24 protein-coding genes, 1 tRNA gene and 1 pseudogene are annotated in these 22,843 nt (G+C 37.1%); 5 read left to right on the top strand and 21 right to left on the bottom strand.

Annotated features, from left to right (window positions below):
* Positions 1 to 269 precede the first annotated feature (269 nt).
* From CHH48_RS19990 to CHH48_RS00100, 6 genes are all read right to left on the bottom strand, one after another.
* Entirely contained in the window at positions 270 to 440 is a 171-nt protein-coding gene (locus tag CHH48_RS19990) for a GNAT family N-acetyltransferase (protein ID WP_428848894.1), read from the bottom strand.
* Positions 410 to 766, bottom strand: coding sequence for an N-acetyltransferase family protein (locus CHH48_RS00120; RefSeq protein WP_428848893.1), 357 nt, complete (start codon positions 764 to 766; stop codon positions 410 to 412). The genes CHH48_RS19990 and CHH48_RS00120 overlap by 31 nt, the downstream gene beginning before the upstream one ends.
* A 575-nt stretch (positions 767 to 1,341) precedes the next feature.
* Positions 1,342 to 1,575, bottom strand: coding sequence for a hypothetical protein (locus CHH48_RS00115; RefSeq protein WP_095217340.1), 234 nt, complete (start codon positions 1,573 to 1,575; stop codon positions 1,342 to 1,344).
* On the bottom strand, positions 1,572 to 2,054 hold the full coding sequence (locus tag CHH48_RS00110) for a GNAT family N-acetyltransferase (RefSeq protein WP_095217339.1): 483 nt from the start codon (positions 2,052 to 2,054) through the stop codon (positions 1,572 to 1,574). Before CHH48_RS00110 ends, CHH48_RS00115 begins: the two co-directional genes overlap by 4 nt.
* A gap of 4 nt (positions 2,055 to 2,058) precedes the next feature.
* Complete coding sequence (locus CHH48_RS00105; protein WP_095217338.1) at positions 2,059 to 3,327, bottom strand: NAD(P)-binding domain-containing protein; 1,269 nt, start codon at positions 3,325 to 3,327, stop codon at positions 2,059 to 2,061.
* Positions 3,328 to 3,346: 19 nt separating this feature from the next.
* On the bottom strand, positions 3,347 to 3,679 hold the full coding sequence (locus CHH48_RS00100) for an ArsR/SmtB family transcription factor (RefSeq protein WP_095217337.1): 333 nt from the start codon (positions 3,677 to 3,679) through the stop codon (positions 3,347 to 3,349).
* Positions 3,680 to 4,001: 322 nt separating this feature from the next.
* On the opposite strand from CHH48_RS00100, the pseudogene CHH48_RS19245 reads away from it, so the two are divergent.
* A pseudogene (locus CHH48_RS19245) lies at positions 4,002 to 4,088 on the top strand (amidohydrolase family protein); the annotation flags it as partial.
* Between the two features lie 110 nt (positions 4,089 to 4,198).
* A complete protein-coding gene (locus CHH48_RS00095; RefSeq protein ID WP_095217336.1) occupies positions 4,199 to 4,663 on the top strand; it encodes a GNAT family N-acetyltransferase in 465 nt (154 codons plus the stop codon).
* A gap of 528 nt (positions 4,664 to 5,191) precedes the next feature.
* Here CHH48_RS00095 and CHH48_RS00090 read toward each other — a convergent pair.
* The 12 genes from CHH48_RS00090 to CHH48_RS00035 all read right to left on the bottom strand — a co-directional run bounded on the left by CHH48_RS00090 (position 5,192) and on the right by CHH48_RS00035 (position 16,693).
* Positions 5,192 to 5,563, bottom strand: coding sequence for a VOC family protein (locus CHH48_RS00090; RefSeq protein WP_095217335.1), 372 nt, complete (start codon positions 5,561 to 5,563; stop codon positions 5,192 to 5,194).
* Between the two features lie 311 nt (positions 5,564 to 5,874).
* Positions 5,875 to 6,117 carry a hypothetical protein gene (locus CHH48_RS00085; RefSeq protein ID WP_095217334.1) on the bottom strand — a complete coding sequence of 81 codons (243 nt, stop codon included), beginning with the start codon at positions 6,115 to 6,117 and terminating at the stop codon, positions 5,875 to 5,877.
* 598 nt (positions 6,118 to 6,715) lie between these two features.
* The gene (locus tag CHH48_RS00080) at positions 6,716 to 7,729 is read right to left on the bottom strand and encodes a zinc-dependent alcohol dehydrogenase family protein (RefSeq protein ID WP_095217333.1); all 1,014 of its coding nucleotides are present in this window, start codon (positions 7,727 to 7,729) and stop codon (positions 6,716 to 6,718) included.
* Positions 7,730 to 7,959: 230 nt separating this feature from the next.
* Complete coding sequence (locus tag CHH48_RS00075) at positions 7,960 to 8,262, bottom strand: ArsR/SmtB family transcription factor (RefSeq protein WP_095217332.1); 303 nt, start codon at positions 8,260 to 8,262, stop codon at positions 7,960 to 7,962.
* A 221-nt stretch (positions 8,263 to 8,483) separates the two neighbouring features.
* Complete coding sequence (locus CHH48_RS00070) at positions 8,484 to 9,653, bottom strand: MFS transporter (protein WP_095217331.1); 1,170 nt, start codon at positions 9,651 to 9,653, stop codon at positions 8,484 to 8,486.
* 365 nt (positions 9,654 to 10,018) lie between these two features.
* Entirely contained in the window at positions 10,019 to 10,978 is a 960-nt protein-coding gene (locus CHH48_RS00065) for an NAD(P)H-dependent flavin oxidoreductase (protein WP_095217330.1), read from the bottom strand.
* Between the two features lie 110 nt (positions 10,979 to 11,088).
* The gene (gene ssuE / locus CHH48_RS00060; RefSeq protein ID WP_095217329.1) at positions 11,089 to 11,610 is read right to left on the bottom strand and encodes an NADPH-dependent FMN reductase; all 522 of its coding nucleotides are present in this window, start codon (positions 11,608 to 11,610) and stop codon (positions 11,089 to 11,091) included.
* Positions 11,611 to 11,698: 88 nt separating this feature from the next.
* Complete coding sequence (locus CHH48_RS00055; protein ID WP_428848892.1) at positions 11,699 to 13,153, bottom strand: DHA2 family efflux MFS transporter permease subunit; 1,455 nt, start codon at positions 13,151 to 13,153, stop codon at positions 11,699 to 11,701.
* Between the two features lie 11 nt (positions 13,154 to 13,164).
* Positions 13,165 to 13,905, bottom strand: a complete 741-nt coding sequence (gene nfsA, locus CHH48_RS00050) for an oxygen-insensitive NADPH nitroreductase (protein WP_095217327.1) — start codon at positions 13,903 to 13,905, stop codon at positions 13,165 to 13,167.
* 26 nt (positions 13,906 to 13,931) lie between these two features.
* The gene (locus CHH48_RS00045) at positions 13,932 to 15,263 is read right to left on the bottom strand and encodes an NtaA/DmoA family FMN-dependent monooxygenase (protein WP_095217326.1); all 1,332 of its coding nucleotides are present in this window, start codon (positions 15,261 to 15,263) and stop codon (positions 13,932 to 13,934) included.
* A gap of 329 nt (positions 15,264 to 15,592) precedes the next feature.
* The gene (locus CHH48_RS00040) at positions 15,593 to 16,018 is read right to left on the bottom strand and encodes a MarR family winged helix-turn-helix transcriptional regulator (protein WP_095217325.1); all 426 of its coding nucleotides are present in this window, start codon (positions 16,016 to 16,018) and stop codon (positions 15,593 to 15,595) included.
* 315 nt (positions 16,019 to 16,333) lie between these two features.
* Positions 16,334 to 16,693 (bottom strand): winged helix-turn-helix transcriptional regulator, encoded by a 360-nt coding sequence (locus CHH48_RS00035; RefSeq protein ID WP_176466486.1) that lies wholly within the window; start codon positions 16,691 to 16,693, stop codon positions 16,334 to 16,336.
* 226 nt (positions 16,694 to 16,919) lie between these two features.
* Here CHH48_RS00035 and CHH48_RS00030 point away from each other — a divergent pair, with 226 nt between their 5' ends.
* Entirely contained in the window at positions 16,920 to 17,654 is a 735-nt protein-coding gene (locus CHH48_RS00030) for an NADPH-dependent F420 reductase (RefSeq protein WP_095217323.1), read from the top strand.
* 167 nt (positions 17,655 to 17,821) lie between these two features.
* Here CHH48_RS00030 and CHH48_RS00025 read toward each other — a convergent pair whose 3' ends face one another.
* The 3 genes from CHH48_RS00025 to CHH48_RS00015 form a co-directional block, all read right to left on the bottom strand.
* On the bottom strand, positions 17,822 to 18,883 hold the full coding sequence (locus CHH48_RS00025) for a bifunctional transcriptional activator/DNA repair enzyme AdaA (protein ID WP_095217322.1): 1,062 nt from the start codon (positions 18,881 to 18,883) through the stop codon (positions 17,822 to 17,824).
* An 18-nt stretch (positions 18,884 to 18,901) separates the two neighbouring features.
* Entirely contained in the window at positions 18,902 to 19,660 is a 759-nt protein-coding gene (locus CHH48_RS00020) for an isocitrate lyase/PEP mutase family protein (RefSeq protein ID WP_095217321.1), read from the bottom strand.
* Between the two features lie 567 nt (positions 19,661 to 20,227).
* A tRNA-Val gene (locus CHH48_RS00015) sits at positions 20,228 to 20,300 on the bottom strand.
* Between the two features lie 182 nt (positions 20,301 to 20,482).
* Between CHH48_RS00015 and CHH48_RS00010 the strand changes: the two genes are divergently transcribed.
* Both CHH48_RS00010 and CHH48_RS00005 read left to right on the top strand, forming a co-directional pair.
* Positions 20,483 to 21,337, top strand: a complete 855-nt coding sequence (locus tag CHH48_RS00010; RefSeq protein ID WP_095217320.1) for a TetR/AcrR family transcriptional regulator — start codon at positions 20,483 to 20,485, stop codon at positions 21,335 to 21,337.
* A gap of 6 nt (positions 21,338 to 21,343) precedes the next feature.
* Positions 21,344 to 22,786, top strand: a complete 1,443-nt coding sequence (locus CHH48_RS00005) for an MDR family MFS transporter (protein ID WP_095217319.1) — start codon at positions 21,344 to 21,346, stop codon at positions 22,784 to 22,786.
* Positions 22,787 to 22,843: the final 57 nt, after the last annotated feature.

The raw sequence follows: 22,843 nt of genomic DNA, 5'->3' as shown, positions 1-22,843 counted from the left end.
TAAAGGATTTTTGTTGCAAATGCAATAAAAATCCTTTACTAAGTAAACTACGCGAAACAATCCGTATCATTATAAAGTTTGTTAAATATACTACAATCGTGTTAATGATGTTAAAACAAATGAATTCCGTTTTGAGGTACAAAATGATATGTAAACGTTAAATAACAATAAAATTAACATCACAGCAAACAAATATTTATGGGATTATTTATCAGTATAATCAGCAAGAAAATAGCTTGAGGTTAATTCCCGTAATTGGAGTATAAAGTCTACAATAGCTTCGACATACAATACTCATCATAAGTTTTACCATTAATAATAAGCGAATTTCTTTTCGTACCTTCTATATCAAATCCGCTTTTTTTATATAATGCTACACCAGCCTTATTTTCAGTTATAACGGTTAGTTCTAGTCTAGATACGTTATGCTTTGGCCCCACTTAGTCACCTTATCAAACAATTCTGTGCCTATTCCCTTTCCTCTACATTCTTGTAATACGCCTATAACGAGATAAGCGGAATGTTTTGTTCTCTTAACAGTTCCACCGATAGCAATTAAATACCCGACTAATTTACCTTTTTCTTCGGCTACAAATATAGTTGAATTATTTTGTTGTTCCAATCGTTCTAGTTGTTTTTGTTGTTGTTCAGGGGTGGTTTTTCTTTCTCCAGCTTCCATAAGCATAAAATCAGATTTACTCTCTACTTCCTTTACTAGATTCATATAATCTTCTGCATCATCAATTCTTATCTCTCTAATTAACAAAGCAATCTCCTCACTTCTATTAAGTTATCGGAATTTTAACATATAATTCCGATAACTTAATAGAATATCATTCCATTTTGAAAACAGGATGACTTATCGAACGTAGATAAGATAATTCCCTTGAAGATGTATTATCTACCAATCAAAACCTTTAGACTGGTGTGTGTTCGTTACTGCTTTTTCCGTCAACCGCTACATCCGTTTTATGAAACTTATGAGTATGGAACAATTCTTCAAGTTGCTTAAATAAAAAACTCCCTTAATATCGCCAAAGTACATGTTATATACTAGCAACTAAACCTCGCTCTTATACCATTCGCCATTAAATTAGCATTTGGATCACTCAGTACCAGAAAAACAAAAAAAGCTTGAAACCCTTATGTACCAAGGGTTTCAAGCTTTTTTAGTTAGTGATTCTGACTGGACTTGAACCAGCGCCCCCTCCCTGTCAATTTTGTTGCGGGCGTAAATAGCTTAAAGGGGTTTTTACGTCTTATAAGTCCATATAGTCTACCAAAAGGATATGAAACTCACAACAGAAAAACAGAAGTGATACAGATTGTATTTTCTAAGAACTAGGACATCTTTACAGCATCATTTGAAAGTTCCTTCATTAAATTGAATAAAATAAAGGCTTGCTGAAAAGTTTCGTAACTCTTTTTACCCAAAGAATCCGGATCATTCTTAAATAATCTTGCAAAGGTAATGTTGTAGGCCTCATCATTACTGCAATTCAGTGAGTTCTTCACAAGCCTAAGATACGAAATAAAGTATTCTTCACTTAATACTCCACCTTTATTTATAATCATAATCTCTTCTCCAGCAGCATAACATCTCTCCATTTCCCATTTAACTGAGCAATCCTCTCTCTTCTACCTACCATACGAAAACCGAACTTTTGGTGCAGCGCCAAACTTGCAACGTTCTCAGGGAAAATACTTGCCTGCACAGTCCACACACCTTCTTCTTCACAAACATTAAGCACAGAATCTAACAATACAGATCCTATACCATTACCTTGAAAGTCGGGATCAACGTATATCCCCACTTCAACAACTCCCCTATATACTTGGCGTGAAGAATAAGGGGATAATGCTACCCAACCTGCTGTTTTCCCCTCAATTTCTCCAATCAGTCTGCCAAACGACAACTTGCTGTTGTTCCAATAATCCCAATCGGGAGCATTAGTCTCAAAAGTAGCGTTTCCACTATCTATACCGATCTTGTAAATGTCCCTAACGCGCTTCCAATCGTTTTTATCTAAATCTCGTACTTGTACTGATTTCATTACCTTAGCACCCGCAGCAACTTTGTTGTTTTGCATTCACGATATTAGTCTTACATACACCCGTTTCTGGCAGTTTCAATTTCACTTGTTTAGCCGATTCAACGTCACCTGCAATATAAGCGACAATGGATCTTACTTGCTCGTATCCTGTGGCCAGTAAGAATGTAGGAGCTCTGCCATAGCTCTTAACTCCAGCAACGTAGAAGTTCTTTTCCGGGTGTCTCAATTCTTCCTCACCGTGCGGACGAACTGTTCCGCAGCTATGTAAGTTTGGATCGATAAGCGGCGCTAATGCTGGTGTACTCTCTACAATTGGATCAATTTCGTACCGGACTTCTCGTAGGAAGCTAAAATCTGGCCGTGCACCTGTATTAACTACAATTTCGTCAACAGAAGAGGCAACATTTCCTTCCTTACTGCTTAAGGTATAGTTTGATCCGTCATAATCAATTGCTTCTACATTAAATGGAGCGAATACATCTATAACACCTTGATCCACAAGCTTGTGTGCAATCGATCCTAATGCACCTCGAGCTGCAAGTTGGTCTTGTTCCTCTCCTCCAAATGCAGATACCGGCGATTCTCTTCTAAGAATCCAAGATATTTTCGTTGTTGGGTGATTCTCTTTCAGCTCCGCCAAACTCAGCAACGTATTCAATGCAGAGTGGCCAGATCCAATCACAACAGTATGCTTATCTTTAAATACTTCTTGTTGCTGCTGCACTGCCGGGATATTTGTATGTACTGAATCTTTGTTAGAAGCATCAAGCCACACACCATCAGCATAAGGTGGGTTTGGATTTTGCCAAGTTCCGCTTGCATCTATGATTGCTGAAGCTCTTATTTTCTCTGATTTAGATTCATTTTTATAATGGACAACAAATGCTCGTTCATTTCGGTTATCAGACTTTAATTTATCCGTACCATCTTTAGTTACAGCAACAACCTCGGAATTAAAGCGTATATTCTCTTGCATTACTTGTAGCTGTGAAAGTGGTTTTAGATATTCTTTTACTAACTCTTGACCAGTTGGCAACTTATCTTTATCCGGATGTTGCCATTCTGTTTTAGATAATAGCTTCGTAGCTGCTTGATTCGTGTTGTACTCCCAAGGAGAAAATAGTTGAACGTGGCCCCATTCTAGAATGTTGCTTCCTACGCTTTCTCCTTTTTCCAAAATCACAAAAGGTAAATCATATTCCACTAAATGTGCCGCAGCCGCCAAGCCTACAGGACCGGCACCAATAATTACTACAGGTAATTGATTGCTCATATTACTCCACCTCTTTGATTTAGTTGGTACAGCATTTCTCTGCTTTCACCGCTGGACCTCTGAATAAGCAGCAAAGTTCTTCCGAAAGTATGTGGTTCAACATAGATGGATTTAGTCCATAATAATTCCAGGTACCACGCTTTTCTTTCGTAATTAAGTCAGCGTCGAGAAGAATCTTCAAATGATAAGACAGTTTAGACTGAGCCATTTCCATCGATTCAGTAAGGTCACAAACACAAATAGGTTCCTCTGGTGATTCAGATAATAACTGTAGTAGCTCTAAACGCTTCGTATCGGCTAAAGCTTTGAATATTCCCTGATAATCACTTAGTACAAGTTCCTTTGTTTCCATAACTCCACCTCCTTATATCAAATATTCTTGATGTTTATATTGATTATAATACATCAACTTTTTTTGATTTAAAAGACATATAGTTATTTTTTATAAGTAATTCTAATATAGTAACAATAAAGTTGGTAACTAAAATCGGCTTCAAGCACTGACTTTATACGAATAAGAAGCAGGCAAAGAATAAACAAAGTTGGTAACTCGGTGATTATCTAATTTAACTTCTTTTAAGCTTCAATATGTAAATTGTTTAACATCACTAGTCTAGAAGGAGTCTTAATCATTTTCATCGAATCTTCTTAAGAGAAACCTGTAGGAATAGAAAGACATTGCATTAGTTCAGAGTTTATTTGATGATCAAGCCACTGATAAAATTTTGTATACAAATGCTATGAAATGGTACATCAAATAATTTATATCAAAGTATATTCTAAGTGAGATTATTTAAATGCCCCCATAGTCCAAGGAAAGTGGAATCTAGGTTACTAAAAAGTAGGATGTTTATATTGGAAGGTGGTCTTAATGGATTTAAATCAAGTTATATTTAGAGAAGCAAAAATTCAAGATCTTGACAGAATAGTGTATATGCTATCAGATGATGTTTTAGGAAGTAAGAGAGAAGATTATAAACAACCACTGCCTGATAGTTACATAAATGCATTTAAATCTATAAATTCTGACCCAAATAATGAGTTAATAGTAGCCTGTTATGGCAGGGAGATTATAGGTGTTCAACAGATTACCTTTACTCCGTTCATTACTTATCAGGGCGGATCGAGAGCTACAATTGAAGGCGTTCGTACTGCACCCTCTGTACGTGGTAAAGGTGTAGGATCTGAATTGATTAAGTGGGCAATTCAACGTGCAAAAAAACGTGGATGTCACATAGTTCAACTAACTACAGATAAAAATAGACCTGAAGCACTTCATTTCTATGAAAAGTTGGGTTTTATGCCATCACATGAAGGTTTAAAATTACATCTTTAGAAAGATTGAAAATTTAAGACTAAATTTAGGAACCTATAAATTGTTATTCGCTCATTTTGTATGAGTTTTCGTTATAGTTCCTACTAAACTCTCCTGTGCTTTTCTGTACTCTATTACTTTAATGGGTGTTATCATAATTTAATAGTATAGGAATCAAACGATATAGCCTGCAAAACCGAGATAAAACTGCAATACGAAGAACCACCCTGATCACCGCATTATATTAGGGTGTTGATATAGAGGATAATTTGTCTATTTTAAGGGCTTAGTTATCCTCTTTTCATTTTCATACTATACTAAAATATAAGGTTGATATGTTATGGATAAAAAGTAGTTATTACCTTTTACCAGGATCCATTACTATCCTAGTGTAGATAAAAGAGCAAAGGTTGACATTGATTACATTCCCGAGAAGTAGAAAGGCTGTGTTACATAGTATTTTTGTTTTTCAGGCAAAAAATATGGGAACGTCTGATTTGGACGTTCCCGTTCTTATTCCGTAAATAAGGTAATATATTTATTATATTCTTACCAGTGTGCTTGAAGTTTATTACCATTTGGGTCATAAAAGTGGAAGAAGGTATGACCATTATCTTCTTTTATATCCTCGACCTTAACTTGATTATCAATTAAGTGTTGATGAAATTCAGATAATTGCGGACTCGTAAAGCCAATGCTAAATTCTTGTTTATTATCAATTGTAAAATGTACAAATGTTTCATCTTTGGTAGGAACTAAGATAAGTAAGAAAGGTCCTTCATTTACTTTTAAAATTGCCAGTTCCTTAGTATTGTTTAGCAACTGGAGCCCTAATACATCTCTATACCATTGTGCAGACAGTTCTAAATCTTTTACAGGAATTCTAATATAATGTACTTGTTCAATAAATGATTTACTCATAACTTTCTCTCCTTTATTTAATCCGGTATATCAAATAGTTCCCTCTCTATATACCTTTTTCCTATCGATTATTGAATAAAAAAAGCTTGGAACCCTTGTTTACCAAGGATTCCAAGCTTTTTTAAGTTAGTGATTCCGACTGGACTCGAACCAGCGACCCCTACCCTGTCAATTTTGTTGCGAGCAAAAATAGCGTATTTTAAAGGGGTTTTTCTGTCCATATAGTCCATTAAATCCGTTAAAATCAGCTCAAAAAAATAATTACGTTAGCATTGTCGTTAGCAAATGGCTTATGCCACATCCTGCTTCTTTCATTTTCTTGATTTACTTTTTTCTTCCCCATCTTCATATGGATTAATACCTAATTTCTCCTCTACAAAAGCTATTCCTAGCGGAGTTAGGCTAACATTATGGTATACAATTAATGGGTAAGCAGTTGTCTTAGTGTAGTGAACTTTAATATTGGTAATTAACCCGGCATCATTAAGCTTACTCAAAACAAAATTAAATTGAGCCTGATCTAGACCTATAAGTTCGGATGTAATACTACCCATTATCGGAATATATCTTTTTGATACTCTGTATAAAGTGCTATAAGCACTCTCTAATGCTTAATTCCATATTACCACTCTCCTTAAGAGATCAATTCGGCAATGAAAATATTGGATTGGAAGTTGGCCGCCATTGCTTAAGAATTTTAAAATGTATATGACTTTCAATCAACTACAATTAATTACTCCAGAATATTACCACTCAACTTTTTTTCCTCTTAAATAGTCCGGAAAAGTATACCTAATACTAAGAACGTTCAAAAAAGTGTACTTTTACGAACTACTTATTGTAAGTTTAAAATTAGACGACCATAAACAAAAAGAAGGGTGATCTCATAAATCACCCTTCTTTCATTTCGGCAGCTAAAACATCTTACTGCAATAACGCAATCGTTATATATATTACTGAATATTTAAGCGACCAACAATTTTAGATTTTTTTGGTATAAAAGTCTACATACTTACATATACTGGCCACTCAAGATTTTGTAGAACATAACTAAAAAAAGGGTGTTATTACAGTAAGTCTTTGTAATAAGGTAACAATACGTAAAGATAGTAAATTAATCAGTTACAACACGTAATGCATGTAAAACTTAACTTAGTCGGCTACTTTAATAACAATCTTACCGAAAGCGCCTCTATATAGGTGCTCATATGCTTCAATTGCTTGATCAAAACTATAAACTGTATCTATTACAGGTTTAATTTGTAGCTGTTCAAATGCACGAGACATATCATCGAAAGCACGACGATGACCTACATTAATTCCGTGGATTTTAGCTTGTTTAGCTAGCAAAGCAAATAAATTCACCTTAGACTCTAATCCATTTAAGAAACCAATCACATAGATATTTCCTTGTGGAGTAAGTGCTTCAATGGATTGGTTAACGCCTTCTCCTCCAACTACCTCAAGAATATGGTTAACACCCTCTCCATTTGTTAATTTCAAAACTTCTTTTTCCCATGCAGGTGTTTCTTTATAATTAATAACATCTGTAGCACCTAACGTTTTTACTCTCTCTAGTTTCTCATTGCTGCTACTTGTAGCGATTACTCTTGCACCTAGAGCTGAAGCAATTTGTATCGCATAAACAGAAACACCACCCGTTCCTTGAACTAGAACAGTTTCTCCTGCTTTAATTTTCCCGAATTCAACGAGTGACATCCAAACTGTTAATGCCGCGATTGGAAGTGTAGATGCTTCTTCATCCGTCATGTTATCAGGCGTTTTAACAGTTGTATCCTCTTTAAGAATCATATACTCAGCTAGTCCACCGTTATTAGGTCCTCCTAAGGCAGATGCACCGAGAGTCAAGGATGGTTTTCCATCAACCCACTCTGTGAACATATGCGAAGTAACACGATCACCTTCTTTGAATTTTGTAACCTCTGCGCCAACACTGACAACTTCTCCAGAAGCATCTGCGACAGGGACAAATGGCGGCTTCATAAGTTCAGGCAAATAAATTCCATCAACAATTGCTTTATCGCGATAGTTCAGTGAAACCGCCTTAACACGTACAAGAATTTCTTTTGGTCCTGGTGTTGGTGTAGGTAACTCGACCTTTTTTAAATTTTCTAATCCAAAACCGTTAAACTGCCAAGCTTTCATACTAATCCATTCCTTTCATGTGATTGACTATAATAACACATTTATATTTTTACATATTAAGATTTATAGATGTATATAGGCAAAAAAATAAACAAATCTAGAATTATTAATATGTTATACGAATAATATATCATTAAAATCCGATATGTCAATGCTTAAAGGAGTTTTATAAGTGATTGCAATTATCCAAGGCAAAAAAATAACTATGGAAGTCAATTATCATTCCATAGTTATAATTCCTCTATAAAATATGAACCAATTTTCTTTATTAATTCTTCGTTTCTCTTGTAGTAAGTCCATTTTCCAATACGTTTTGCATGGAGTAAACCAGCTTTTTGTAAAGTGGAAAGATATTGGGAAGCAGTGGACTGCGTCATATTTAGCTTCTCTGTAATTTGACTAACACAAACTCCTGTTTCTTCTAAATCAATATCTCCTTGCGGCTCAAAATGTTTATGAGGTTCTTTCAACCATTCCAATATCTGTAATCTAGCCTCATTAGATAGAGACTTAAATATATTTAAAGTATCCATAGATGCATTATATATCTAAAAAATCAAATATGTCAATTAGTCGGTAGACAAAGTAAGATGTCTAGATTAACGTGTTTTATTCCCTGACGTTCAGCATTTCGTACTTTTATGAATGCTATTTATATTATCTTCTTCAACTAAAGCGCTTGATTACTGAAGATCTTCATTTTTTTGTTCAATTAACGCTACCGTTAGTTCAATAAAAAGACTTCATACTGAGGTCATCTATCCGCTGGGAAAGCCGATTCTTTTTTTGTTTCTTGGGCCTTTTTGGTACTAAGGACAAAACTAATGATTGCTGCGATGCTACAAACATACGGAAGGAAAGGGTAACCCCAATTAGATATGACATAACCACCAATCATTGAACCAATGGTAATCCCTATATACAGAGCCGTATTATTCCACGCCATAACAATTCCTCGTTCCCTTGGATATTCGACTGCTAATCTTGCTTGGTATGATGTAAATCCTGCATACCCAACCAAAGCCCATATGAACAGAAAGAAATAAATCCAATACCCAGATGAGAAGAATATTCCTAAACAAATGAGTATTACAGTCAAAAGAAATAGCGAATATTTCGAAATCTTCCTTGATCCAAACCTATCTGTAATTTGTCCACTTATAAGATTTCCTAAAACAGCACCAATACCATAAAAAGTGACAGCTAATGCGATTTCTGATGAAGAGAATCTATTTTCGGAATAAAGAGCCGCACCTAAGTAAACATAAAGAGCATACATTGAAATCGCCCAAATGGTGGTTACACTTACCGAACCAAGTATTCTTAAGAGATTTCCTTCTAATAAATTTCTTGCAGCATCACTTTTAGGGACATATTTCCATGTTTTGAAATTTACTACTGCTAATATAGTCCCTATAATAGCCATTACAACAAATACTGAACGCCAACCAAGAAAATGTTCTAGTAACGTACCGACTGGTGCTCCTGCCCAAAGAGCTGTTAGATGTCCTGAAACAACAATTGAAAGCCAAGTTCCCCTCCGATTTGATGGTGCAATATCCCCGATAACGGCATAAATCAATGGGGTAATCGCAGCAACCGACAAACCAGCTAAAATACGACTAATGATTAACCAGGTAAAAGAAGGTGAAAAAGCAGTTAAAATATTAGAGAAGGAAAATAACAATAACCCAAACGTAATAAAAATCCCTCTTCCATTTTTATCTGAAGCCCAACCAAAGAAAGGTGCTACAATAGCATATGTTACAGCAAAAACAGTTACCATCCATCCTGTCATCACTGAACTAACATTATAAGCTTCCGAAATGAACGGTAGTAACGGAGATACTACAAATAAATCAGTACCCATGAGAAACAAAGTTATCCAACCAACAATTAAACATACTCTGCCTTGCGAGTTCATTACATCCCCCATTTACACTTAATGTTATATGTATATTCTTAGAGTCTAAAAAGAACTTCTTGTTCACTTAACTCCCTTTAACTGTTTCTTTCCCATCCCCATATTTGTTTGTCCCATGATCTTTGGACGGTTGAAGCAGAAAACGTTCCGATAAGTTTGCCTTCTTCCTCTAAGACATGGGTTTCTGGCTTTTGTATGAATGAAGTTACTAGTCGTTTTAAAGAGTTTTTAGACATAGATATTCCAGGCAATAATATAGATAAAATAAGAGCTCATACATATTAGATATATCTAATATGTATGAGCTCTTTATTCAATAAACGCCGATTCCGATTAATCTAGTTAACAGCTGTTAGTATAGCAATTCAATTAAAATCTTGCATTAAGTCATCAATCACTGCCTTTACAGTTCTGATTTCTTTAATTGGGGTAATTCCTGTGCCGACAGATATATAGCCATCCTCTGTATTACCTTCTAACATACCGAGACGCATACCACCTGATCCGCCCATACCTTTTGCTATTTCTTCACGACTGGCACCATCTTCATCCATTTCTACTAGCTTTTTTGATAATTTAGTAGGTAAAGACCGATAGTAAGCTGGTAGTGTACGGAACATTAGTAAATCTTCTGCTGTAGCATCTGCAATCATTTGTTTCACGTTTTCTGCTGCTGGATTTTCATTTGTTGGAATAAAGACACTACCAGCAAACACACCTTCAGCGCCTAAAGCAAATGCTGCACGTACACCTCTGACATCCCCAATCCCTCCAGCTGCCATAACAGGAATATGTATAGCATCGGCAATCATTGGGATAATTGAAAATGTTCCGATTACTCGTTCTGGAACGGTACCGCCTTCATCAAATCCAGTTGCTACATAAACATCCACACCAAATTCTTCAGCGGCTTTTGCATTCTCAATAGTAGGAGTACCTGGTCTAAAAACAATTTTAATATTGTTTTCTTTCAGTGGCTTAAAAATTTTCTCATCTAATATACCATTTATAAGGACAACTGGAACCTTCTCCTCAATAACTACTTCTAGAATTGGCCATGTGTAAGTTAAATCATGACTTACAATTAAGGTCGTTCCAAATGGTTTATTCGTTAAAGCCTTTGTTTTTTGTATTTCAGTTCTCATTCTTTCGGCAGTTACTTCGGGCGAACGAGTTACATCAGTCTGACCGGCATTCGGTCCTAGAAATCCTAATCCACCAGCATTACTTACTGCTGCAACAAATTCTGCATTTGTGATCCAAGACATTGGTCCCTGAATAATCGGTTTTTCTATATTTAATATTTCGCATATTCTATTATTCATTATTAAATCACTCCTGCTTGATTATTTTCAATCTCCTGTTGGTTATAAGCTCCACCGTTCTATAAACGCTCTTAAAAAGTTAACATCCCTACTTAGTTAATATCAGTGAATTATTTTGCTAACTTTTCAAAATAATAAAGTTGCTTTTTCGTACGTTTTAAAGTGTCCTCATCAATAATAGTGATTTCTCCCTGTTTATCAATTTGTGAATCTATAAAATATAGCCCTTTTAGATTGTGTGCTTTTAGTGAGGCCAAGAGTGGTTTAAACGTATATTCTAATGCTAGAAGATGTGCTGCACTACCACCAGTCATTAATGGAAGCACTGGTTTATGTTTTAATACATCTTGTGGAAGTAGGTCAATTAGCGTTTTCAGTACCCCTGAATATGCACTTTTATATATTGGTGATCCAATAATGACACCCTTCGCATCTTGTATTAAAGTAGCGATATTTTGAATTTCAGGACTATCATATTTGCCTTCGAATAGTACATCTTTTGAAACATCCCTTACCGAAATATATTTTATTGAAAATCCGTCCCGCTTCAGAATTGTCCCCAAATAGTCAAGAACCTTTTTAGTTTTTGAGGTATCAGAAGGACTTCCAGAAATAATAACAATATCACTCATAGTTTTTTATCCTTTCAACTTAACGATTTAAGGCAATTAATTAGCCATTCGTCTGATCAGGCATTCATACCGCACTAACCATCATCTTTTATGCATGCTCTTTACTTCCTTTTCTGTAATTGGAACGACGCATGAATAAGCCAATAATAAATCCAATTACAGAAACTGTCATCAACGTCCAGAACACGTTTTGCGCCCCTACAGTAATCGCATTTGCGATTTCATCAGGCATTGTGGGTGTAGATGATGTAGCTAGATACTGGTTCATTCCTCCTGATACAATACTAATCGCCACAGCTGTTCCGATTGCCCCAATGACTTGCATCAATGTGTTAAGGACAGCTGAGCCATGTGGATATAATTCAGATGGTAGCTGATTTAAGGCATTGGTTTGTGAGGCGGGCCAAATTAGTGCAATCCCTCCCATCAGAATCATATACAATGCAATGATTAATCCAACTGATGAAGCTGGCGTTAATGATGTGAAGAACCATAAAACCAACATCACAATAACTAAGCCTGGTATTATAACCCATTTCGGCCCATACCTATCGAATAATCGCCCTGCGATCATCTGTATAACACCATTTAGTGCACTGCCCGGTAATAAGATTAAACCTGTAACAAGTACCGATAGACCTGCCCCTGTTTGCAAGAACATCGGCAACACAATCATTGTCGACATATTAATTACCATACACATCATCACAAGGAAAACCCCGATAACGAACATCGGATATTTGAATACACGTAAATTTAGTAATGGCTGATCATTATTTTGTCGGAATACAAACAAGGTAAGTGCAATCACACCAATAATAATCAATGTCAAAACGAGGGGACTAGACCACCCTTCGCCTGCTTCACCAGCATGGCTAAAGCCAAATACAATACTTCCGAAACCAATTGTCGATAAAATGGCTGAAAGAAAATCAATACGTTGTTTACGTACTTCTGTTACATTTTCTAAATTCTTCACGCCAAATACCATACCAATTATTATCACTGGTAGTAACAACCAGAAAATAAATTGCCAAGATAAATATTGTAGGATCGTTCCACTAATTGCCGGCCCCATTGCTGGTGCAAACGATAAGACTAACCCAATATAGCCCATTGCTAAGCCTCGTTTTTCTGGAGGAAAGATCACAAGCACTGTGTTAAACATGAGAGGTAATAATAATCCCATACCACCTGCCTGTAAAACCCGTGCAAACATGAGCATTTCGAAGTTGATTGATATAGCTGCTAAAAAAATCCCTAACGTTAAACTAGCGGTTGCCACAATAAAAAGTTGTCTTGTCGTATACATTTGCAATAATAGACCAGTGAAAGGTACTAAAATCCCAAGTGTTAGTAAGTAACCTGTTGTTAACCATTGTGCCGTAGCAGCATTAATTTGGAACACTTCCATTAAATTAGTTATTGCTATGTTTAGAGAAGTCTCACTGAACATGCCCACAAAACCGCAGAGAAGCAGCGCTATTAAGATGGCACGCGTATTGTATTGCTTTTTCATTCGTATTTCTCCCTGTAAATCAATTCACAAATTGTTTATTTTTTTGCTAATCCTTGTTTATTTAAATACTCAAGCATGAAAGGCAGTTTGCTTCTTTCAAGATGATCCTCAATATGATCTTTCCATCCTTTTACCTTCTTCACTGTGAAAGGCGCTTTGACAGGACGATCCTGGTAATACTCAAGCATCTTCTGGTCGTAAGCTGCTAATTCATCTGCATCTAGAGGCTGATACTGATTTTCAAACATTACCATTGATTGTGGCAAACGTGGTTTTATTCCAGGCTTCTCCCCAGCAGGATGTCCAATGCATAGTCCCACTAGAGGAATCACATACTTCGGTAAATTTAATATCTCGGTTAATTCTGTGATATTAGCTCTTACTCCGCCGATATAAACTCCACCTAACCCCATTGATTCTGCTGCAGTTAATGCATTTTGAGCCATTAACCCAGCATCAAATGTTCCTATTAAAAGATACTCCATATACTCTAGGTCTACTTTGGGGGCAATTTGATGGTTCCGATTAAAATCTGCACAAAAAATCCAAAATTCCGCTGCTTCTTCAATATAAGGTTGATTAACAGACAGCTGCATCACTTTTTTCCGAAGATCAGGATCTGAAATCCTAATAATAGAAATGGCCTGTAGAAGACTGAAAGAAGATGTCTGATTAGCTGCCTTAAATATCGCATCTCGTTGTTCCTCGGTCAGTGGTTGATTTGTAAAAGAGCGAATAGATGTATGATTATGAAGTAATTCAACAGTATTGTTCATTTGAATCCTCTCCTCAATTGATTTTTTTAATTTTCAAGTCGTCCGTATTGATAAGGAACTCCCATATTTTCACGTAATGTATTTCCTTCATATTCTTTATGGAACAAACCGCGTTCCTGTAAGATGGGGACAACAAGATTCACAAAATCAGCAACGCCATCATAGGCTATATCCGGAACTACCGAGAAGCCGTCACATGCACCGGCCAAGAACCATTCTTCCAAAAAGTCAGCAACTTGTACGGGGGTACCTGCAACTACCGGATGATAGTTAATGACTCCATGGGCAAGCACATCACGAATGGATAGCCCTTGTTTCAGCAGCTGTAAAGCTCTGGCAGAACGTGGATCCATTGGGTTGGCATATGTTTTTTTCAACATTTCCGCTTCTAAAGGCTGATCAATATCTACCGTGTTCACCGATAGTGGTAAGCCAACCATGGTGCCAAGGTAACTTACTCTGCTTGGAATCTCCTCAGGATTGAAACTCATCAGCTGTCTTCGCCGTTCCAAACCTTCTTCTTCCGTTGCGCCTATGGAAAACATAAACCCTGCATACATCTTGATGTCATCAGGGTTTCTACCAAGACGGGCAGCACTTTGTCGAAGAGCTTGTCTGTGTTCACGTGCAGATTCTATATCATATGGGTTTGCATAAACACCGGAAGCGTACCTCCCCGCCAATTCCAACCCTTCATCCCCTCCGCCTGCCTGGAAAATAACTGGCTGGCCTTGTTCAGAAGGCGGGATTGGCAAAGGACCACGAGATGCATAATACTGCCCTTTAAGATTGATGGGCTGAATTTTATCCATGTCGGCAAACTTTCCAGCATCTACATCTAACGTCCAAGCGTCTGGTTTCCAACTCCCCCATAATGCTTGGACAATTTGTATACTTTCATGAGCCATCTCATATCTTTCTTTTCGACTGGCAAGCTGAGCACCAAAATTTGCCGCTGCTAACGGATGGGACGAGGTGACCGCATTCCACCCTACACGACCATGACTTATAACATCGAGTGCCTTGAACTGACGTGCAATATTATATGGATAATTGAAAGTCGTTGAGAGGGTAGCAACTAGTCCAATATGTTCCGTTTCCCTGGCTACAGCCATCAATGCTAACATCGGATCCATAGGGAACATAGGAGTTTGAGGACCTAAGTCATTGTACAATGCAGGAGTATCAGCTATGAAAATCATTTGAAATTTTCCTTTTTCAGCTATTTTTGCTCGCTCCACATAACTATCCGTATTTGTATAGGCTGCTGGGTCGGTACCAGGCATTCTCCAAGCGCTGAATTCAGCTCCGTAACCTGAAACCATTTGTAATGCTAACTGCATCTCTTTTCTTTTCATTCATTTCTTCTCCTTAATTTTGTATAGGCTCCACATAATAAATTAGAGCTCATAGTCGATTATTTAAGTTAAGCTTTAGTATCTGAAAAACCAACAATTATTTAGCTTGCTAACTAATTACCGAGGATTATTCTTAAGACAGCTCTATCGTTTTCCTTTTACTGTGAATGAATCCTTTGTATTCGGTAAGCAATGTTGCAGATGGCTGGGAGTGTTAAAGTACTTACTGGCTAGAAGACGATAATCCACTGCGCGATATAGTGTATTGGTTAATACCAACTTCTTCTTTCTTAATTATTTAGCCTACTAAGTAATTACTTAGAGAAAACTTAAGATAAGTTCTTCTCCATTCGCTTCATTAGATCCCTTAAAATTAAACGTTCTTCCGGTGAAATGGAATGCAGTAATTTTTCTTGCTGCTGCTTCCATTTGAAGTCAACCGGATCTTCTAATTTTTTGCCTTCGTCCGTTAGATAAATTCGCATCACCCTTGCATCTTTCTCATCACGCTTACGGTATATGAACCCGTTTTGTTCCAGGGACTTAACCATGTTTGTTACCGTAGGCGGCTCGCATTTTAGGTGTTCACATAGTTGCATTTGTGTTATTCCATCACCTTGCCACAAACGAGCGAGTAAATTATCTTGACCTACATAAAGCTTAAGTTCCCTTAGACTTTCACTATAATCCCGACGCATTTGAGATGAAACTTTATCTAAAGACTGACGAATGTCGCAGTCAACATTATCGTTCATATCTATCCCCTACCCGACATATATTTAGCAAGCTAAATATAACACCGTGAAATTATATTAGTCAAGTTACCTAATGAGAACTTACATTACATCGATCTGAATGCATTCTAGATTAAAAATCAAAAGTACAATAGAAATATGAATTCTCTTCTAAATTGAATCGCTGCAACTATATATTCAATAATAATATTTTCTTCTAACTTTTCAATAGGGCAATAATAATTGTCTTAGTACATATTTTTGTACTTAACGAAGGATAAATAGTTCTTGGTAAATTTATAGCCCTGAAGTCTAACCTTGATACGCTTGCTCTAGTTAGTCTATTTGTACCCCAAACTTCTTCCCGAACTCTTCCATTAAATCAATAATAGGAATGAATTCTTGCCCCTTAGAGGATAATGAATACTCTACACGGGGAGGAACCTCTGGATAAACTTTACGATTAATTAAGCCATCCGTTTCTAGTTCTCGAAGTTGCTTCGTAAGAGAACCTTGTGAAATATCTCCTAAAAAAGCTTTGATTTCACTATAACGACGTTTTTTAGATTTCAAATACCAAAGGATCAGATATTTCCACCGTCCAGAGAGTATGTTCTGAGTATAGGCAATACCATATACTTCTCTTTGCCCCTTTATACACTCTATATCAAATCCATCCTTACAAATTCTAGACACTCTTTTCACCCGCTTTCTACTGTTAAGTACGAAAAAATGTACTACAGCAATTTTTATTGACTACTTCAAAAATATGAGAAATGCTTTTATTCTAGTATATGTAACAAAAATACTCAATACTTTTTACTATCTAAATAAGTAGGTATATATTCAATAATTGGCTATTTGTATGTCTATAGCTAGCTAGCCAATTCTTTGGAATACAAATTCTTAAGGAGGAACAAGAATGAAATTTGGAATTATAGGCGCAGGATCAATTGGATCGATTATTTCAAAAAAATTAGTTGAGAACGGACATGACGTAAAAATTGCGGATGCACGGGGTATGGAACACTTAGAAGGAAAAGATCTTGCTGGAAAGCCTGTACGTGCAGAGGATGCAATTACAAATATAGAAGTTCTTATACTATCTCTTCCTTTACGTGCACTGTCAAGTGTTCGGGACATTATCGAAAAAGTTGGGGAGGAAGTAATTGTTGTCGATACTTCAAACTATTATCCTGGCAGAGACGATAAGATAGAAGAAATTGAGAACGGGATGGTTGAAAGCATTTGGGTTTCAAATCAATTAGGCAGACCTTTCATCAAAGCTTTTAACAACTTATTAGCCTATACTCTAGAAAATGAAGGAACTCCAGATGGTGCTAGTGGACGCATTGCCATGGCGGTTGCTGGTGATAACATAGAACAAAAACAAATTATCATGGATGTAGTGAACCAAATTGGCTTTGATACTGTAGATGGCGGTTCTTTAAGTGACTCCTGGAGACAACAGCCAGGAACTCCTGCATACTGCACAGAGCTAACAAAAGATGAACTAACGAAAGCACTAGAAAAGGCAAATAAAGAAAAAGCGCCACTATTACGAGATAAGGTAATGGAGAGGTTATCAGTTTCAAACATTAGTCTTCTCTCTAATAAAGATATTGTAAATATGAACAGGGAAATATATAATTCGTAAAACAAAAGGTGCACTCATATAGAGTGCATCTTTCAGTTTCTCCATATTTTAATAAAGTATGGAGAAACTTTCTTTTATTAATCATCTAGTTCTCTGTAACCTCAGTAAGTTGTACTTTATCGAACAATCTTAGTATATGAATTATGACATTCAATAACAAAGTTATCCTATGGCAAAACAATGTTATTTCTTTCTAAGTCAAGTAACCAGACTTTTCTTTGGATTCCCCCTCCATAGCCCCCGTAGCCTCCATTGGCATTAATCACTCTGTGACAAGGAATAATCAATGATATTTGATTAGCTCCATTGGCTCTCGCTACAGCACGATATGCTGTTGGGCTGCCTACAAGAACTGCCAATTCTTTATAGCTTATGGTACGACCCCGGGGGATATTTTTTAATGCTTCCCAAACTTTCCTTTGAAAACTTGTTCCTATTTCATCAGAGACTGGTGTGGTAAAAGAATTTATTGCACCATCGAAGTATTCGCTTAATTCGAGTTCGAGTTTTTCTAATATGCTATTTGTCCCAGGTACAATGGCAATTGAAAGCTTGGCTCTCAAATTATTTATTTCACTCTCCAGTCCCCTTCTATCGACAAATTCTAAAAGGAATAATGCATTATCATCTGCGATAGCAACCATTGATCCCAACTTTGTTTCAATCCACTTAGATTTTAAAAGTCTTACATCTTTCGTTCTTTTGGGTACGTGACCCATTATTCGATAAAAAGCATCCCTAAATCCATTTCCAGAATCAAATCCACTGTCCAGTTGACTATCAATTAAAGATTTACCATTTCGTATATGATTAAAAGCGATTCCAAGACGGCGAGATCGCGCATATTCTATGAAAGTCATACCAAACTGCTTTTTAAATTGCCTTCTTGCTGTATTAGCACTTATAGAAAGATTATCGAAATCCTTATCTGTCCACTTTTTTTGAGGATTTTCTTCTATTGCTATAACCAACTTCTTAACTTCTGGTGACAATACACTAGGTAAGCTAAGCGGCTGACATCTCTTGCATGGTCTATATGATGCTAATGCAGCTTCTTTTGCTGTACTGAAGAATTCACAGTTTTCTTTTTTGGGTTTCTTTGCTGGACAAGTAGGTCTACAAAATACTCCTGTTGTTTTAACGCCAACATAAAAAGTACCTTCATACGCTGAGTTTTTCTCTACTAACAACTTATAATAAAAATCAATTCTTGATGGATCATTAATCATAGCTTTACACTCTCTCTGCTAGACTTTAAATACAAGATTACTTAACAGTGTTTCCTTCATTTGGAAATATGAATGCGGTCCATAGCTCACTCGATTAACCCCTAATGATCTCCAATCGATACTGCTCCTATTAAAAGAATTCAACATAATGTTAACTGGCAGCGGAGAATGTTTAGTGAATTCCTTAATCAAACTTATCTCAGTTAGACCTGGAATGAAGATACAATCAGCTCCAGCCAATGCATACCTTTCCGCTCTATTCAAAGCTTCATTAACTAGTTCAACTGAATGATTCTTATTTTTGAAGAAAACATCTGTCCTGGCATTAATAAAAATTTCTGTATCTACATCTTCAGCAGCACTTTTTAGGATTTTTATCCTTTCTGATTGCTCGTCAACACTCCATAAGGCATACTCTTTTGATTGTGGTTTTTGATCTTCGAAATTAACACCTGTGATTCCTGTCCCAAAAAGTTTTTGTGCATTTTGATGAAGTGACTCTGAAGACTTTGCATAGAATCCCTCTGCATCAATGGAAACGGGCACATTTGAATTTTGAACAAGTTTCTCAGAAAGCTGCAATAGATTTTCAAAAGGCAAGTATTCCCCGTCTGTATATCCATTGGCATCTGAAACAGCATAACTACTTGTCGCTAATGCCTTAGCACCCTTATTCTCGATAATTTTTGCAGACATTACGTCCCAACAATTAAAAAGATACAATACATCAGTTTGATAGTGCAGCTCTTTAAATTCAGTATATCTATTTTTTCTCACTTATATATACCTACTTTCCAATTTGATGTTCTAACATTAACAATTAATCTAAATTTAAATACCAGAAAACTTAACACCAATTTTTTCTGTTAAGACTTACGCGCAGTACAAGTAACAAAGCTCAAAGTCGGAACTAATGTTTATTTATAAGCTGGTGCGCTATAGCTTAAGTAATATAAAAAAAAGTGTAGTTAACTTGTAGCCAACTACACTTCCATCAACCTCAACTATATCGTCACTCTCCTCTTAAATCGTCCGAAAAGTATGACCAATAAAAAGAACGTTCAAAAAACTTCCATTGAACGTTCTTTTATTATTAATTAATTTAATTTATAGCTTCCGTATAAGTGTACTTTTGCGAACGACATATTAATCTACAAAAGCGTGTTTTTAGAATCTTTATGTATTATTATTTATCCATAAATATAAAAACACAGCATTAGAGTTTATCTAATACTGTGACCACTTATTTATTAATACCCTTCCAAAAAATCGAGAATGAAACTTGAGATCCGAAAAAAGCCTGAAATCCCTATGGACCAAGGATTCCAAGCTTTTTCAATGTAGTGATTCCGACTGGACTCGAACCAGCGACCCCTACCCTGTCAAGGTAATGCTCTCCCAACTGAGCTACGGAATCGATATGTAATGTAACGTCTTGTATTATTCTATTAAAGATATTAGAGCTTGTCAACGCTTTTAGGAAAAGTCTTTTCGGGTAACATATACAAATGCATTGACTTCCCAAATTAAGGAGCGTATAGTACCAAAGGTGACCTATTGGTTTTTATAAAACCCATGAGTTTTAAGTGAGGTAATGTGATGGATCGGAAAACAGAAATTATACTTGCTGCAAAGCAGAAATTTGCCGAGTTTGGGTTTCAGCAGGTGTCGATGCAGTCGATTGCGGAAGCTTGTAAGATATCAAAGGCTTCTATATATAAACTGTTCGATTCTAAGGAAGCGCTGCTGAATGAGCTCATTCAGTATAATCATCAGCAGCTGACGAATAAGGCTACCTTGATTGAGGAAGACAAGAGCTTGTCGCCCGAGGCGCGATTTGAGCGGAAGATTGTGATGGAGATTGATTCTTTTAAAGAAAACAAACATCTCATCCAAATGCTGATGTTCTCCCCTCCTTTCAAGGAATCGTCGGAGCTGCAGCGGCATATGAACAATGTGCGCGCAATTCTTATCAAGTGGCATCAGGACATGCTGTTGAATCTTTATGGAGATAAAGTAGAACCATTCAAATGGGATATGACGCTGAACCTGCTTGGGCTGCTGAACCCTTATCTGAAGATGATGGCAGATGGCGCCATCTTACGGGATCCTGCAGAGGTTGCACATGAGATGAAGCTAGTGATGGATGCTATTGTCACGGACAAGTTAACTCGGCCTCCCCTTTTAAATGAAAAGCATATCCAGTTGCATTTTCATGCTGATTTACCAGATGCTCCTGGAAAAGAGGAACTGCTTCATACAATCATGCTGGAAATGCGCGAGATAACCGCAAACGACTTGCAGGACAGTTCGCTGACAGAAGCTGTAGATCATTTGGAGAAAGAACTAGCTAAAGAAGCGCCTGCTGCCTATCTAACTGACGCGCTGCTAACTTACCTAGATCAACATAACAATTTGAAAGAAAGTATTCGAGCAATTCGGCTACTGCTATAAGGAGGAATACAATTGGCTAACCAGACGGCTCAGATAAATCGAAAAGCAACGGTAACGATTTTCATCATCGGTGCTTTCGTAACGATTTTGAACCAGACTTTATTAGTTACGGCCCTGCCTCATATCATGCAAGATTTTGATATAACCGCAGATCAAGGCCAATGGCTGACTACGGCTTTTATGCTGACAAACGGGATACTCATTCCGATAACGGCATTCTTAATTGAAAAATACTCAACGCGGAGATTATTCCTGTTTGCCATGATTACTTTCAGCATCGGTACACTGATTGCAGCGGTTGCGCCTAGTTTCAGCCTCTTGCTAGTTGCCCGTATTATCCAGGCAATCGGTGCTGGTATTATGATGCCGCTCATGCAGACTGTCTTTCTGACAATCTTCCCTCCGGAGAAACGTGGTACAGCAATGGGGATGTTCGGACTTGTTATCGCGTTTGCTCCAGCAATTGGACCGACGCTTAGTGGCTGGATTGTCGACAGTTTCTCATGGCATTACTTGTTCTATATCGTTCTGCCGATTGCAGTAATCGATTTGATATTAGCAATTTTCATTCTCAAAAATGTAACAACGTTGCGCGAATCTAAAATCGATGTCCTATCTGTAATTTTCTCTTCTATCGGGTTCGGCGGTATCCTTTATGGATTCAGCTCTGCCGGCACAAATGGTTGGGTGAATTGGGAAGTAATGGGGACACTCGGCGTAGGTGCACTGTCATTAATTTTGTTCATCGTCAGACAGCTGCAGCTGGAAAAACCATTACTGGAATTCAGGGTGTTCAAGAACTTCACCTTCACAATTACAACTATTATGGGTATGCTCGTCTTCGGATTGATGATCGGGACAGAAACTATCCTGCCGTTGTATACGCAGAACCTGCGTGACGTCAGTGCATTCCATTCTGGATTGATGCTACTACCAGGTGCGATCGTAATGGGTATTCTTTCTCCATTCGTCGGCGTTATCTTTGATAAAATTGGCGCGAAATTGCTGGCCATCGTTGGGTTTCTACTGATGACTGTGACAACTGTTCCGTTCGCTTTTCTTGAACTGGATACATCCCTTACGTTCATCATCGTTATCTACGCATTGCGTATGGCTGGTACAGCACTTGTTATGATGCCGCTCACCACTGCCGGAATCAACGCACTGCCAAACCACTTAATTCCGCACGCGACAGCAATGAACAATACATTCCGTCAAGTCGGCGGTTCAATTGGAACAGCGATTCTGATTACCATCATGACCAACACAATTAAGTATGGTGACTTTACTAATCCTGCTGATGCGCAAGTGACTGGCATGGGTGCTGCATTTATCGCAGCTGTTATTCTATCGGCAATCGGTTTGATTTTGGCTTTCTTCTTGAGAAAGAAAAATGATAACTCAAAGTCGACAAGTATGAAAACAAGTACAACCAATGAAGAGATCTAAATCAGAAAAGCGAGGCACTATAAGGGGACTGACCCCCTAGGTTGAGACAAATAAAAA

Source organism: Terribacillus saccharophilus (assembly GCF_002272075.1).
GTDB classification, from domain to species: domain Bacteria; phylum Bacillota; class Bacilli; order Bacillales; family Amphibacillaceae; genus Terribacillus; species Terribacillus saccharophilus_A.
This window is presented reverse-complemented; position numbering and strand designations above follow the sequence as displayed.

What these genes read in the sequence shown, in the direction of transcription:
- nfsA (WP_095217327.1), bottom strand. Translation starts at nt 13,905, where the DNA reads ATGAACAATACTGTTGAATTACTTCATAATCATACATCTATTCGCTCT.
- CHH48_RS00025 (WP_095217322.1), bottom strand. Translation starts at nt 18,883, where the DNA reads ATGATTAATGATCCATCAAGAATTGATTTTTATTATAAGTTGTTAGTA.
- CHH48_RS00010 (WP_095217320.1), top strand. Translation starts at nt 20,483, where the DNA reads ATGGATCGGAAAACAGAAATTATACTTGCTGCAAAGCAGAAATTTGCC.
- CHH48_RS00070 (WP_095217331.1), bottom strand. Translation starts at nt 9,653, where the DNA reads ATGAACTCGCAAGGCAGAGTATGTTTAATTGTTGGTTGGATAACTTTG.
- CHH48_RS00045 (WP_095217326.1), bottom strand. Translation starts at nt 15,263, where the DNA reads ATGAAAAGAAAAGAGATGCAGTTAGCATTACAAATGGTTTCAGGTTAC.
- CHH48_RS00115 (WP_095217340.1), bottom strand. Translation starts at nt 1,575, where the DNA reads ATGATTATAAATAAAGGTGGAGTATTAAGTGAAGAATACTTTATTTCG.
- CHH48_RS00080 (WP_095217333.1), bottom strand. Translation starts at nt 7,729, where the DNA reads ATGAAAGCTTGGCAGTTTAACGGTTTTGGATTAGAAAATTTAAAAAAG.
- CHH48_RS00030 (WP_095217323.1), top strand. Translation starts at nt 16,920, where the DNA reads ATGAAATTTGGAATTATAGGCGCAGGATCAATTGGATCGATTATTTCA.
- ssuE (WP_095217329.1), bottom strand. Translation starts at nt 11,610, where the DNA reads ATGAGTGATATTGTTATTATTTCTGGAAGTCCTTCTGATACCTCAAAA.
- CHH48_RS00065 (WP_095217330.1), bottom strand. Translation starts at nt 10,978, where the DNA reads ATGAATAATAGAATATGCGAAATATTAAATATAGAAAAACCGATTATT.
- CHH48_RS00105 (WP_095217338.1), bottom strand. Translation starts at nt 3,327, where the DNA reads ATGAGCAATCAATTACCTGTAGTAATTATTGGTGCCGGTCCTGTAGGC.
- CHH48_RS00085 (WP_095217334.1), bottom strand. Translation starts at nt 6,117, where the DNA reads ATGGGTAGTATTACATCCGAACTTATAGGTCTAGATCAGGCTCAATTT.
- CHH48_RS00110 (WP_095217339.1), bottom strand. Translation starts at nt 2,054, where the DNA reads ATGAAATCAGTACAAGTACGAGATTTAGATAAAAACGATTGGAAGCGC.
- CHH48_RS00100 (WP_095217337.1), bottom strand. Translation starts at nt 3,679, where the DNA reads ATGGAAACAAAGGAACTTGTACTAAGTGATTATCAGGGAATATTCAAA.
- CHH48_RS00075 (WP_095217332.1), bottom strand. Translation starts at nt 8,262, where the DNA reads ATGGATACTTTAAATATATTTAAGTCTCTATCTAATGAGGCTAGATTA.
- CHH48_RS00095 (WP_095217336.1), top strand. Translation starts at nt 4,199, where the DNA reads ATGGATTTAAATCAAGTTATATTTAGAGAAGCAAAAATTCAAGATCTT.
- CHH48_RS00090 (WP_095217335.1), bottom strand. Translation starts at nt 5,563, where the DNA reads ATGAGTAAATCATTTATTGAACAAGTACATTATATTAGAATTCCTGTA.
- CHH48_RS00040 (WP_095217325.1), bottom strand. Translation starts at nt 16,018, where the DNA reads ATGAACGATAATGTTGACTGCGACATTCGTCAGTCTTTAGATAAAGTT.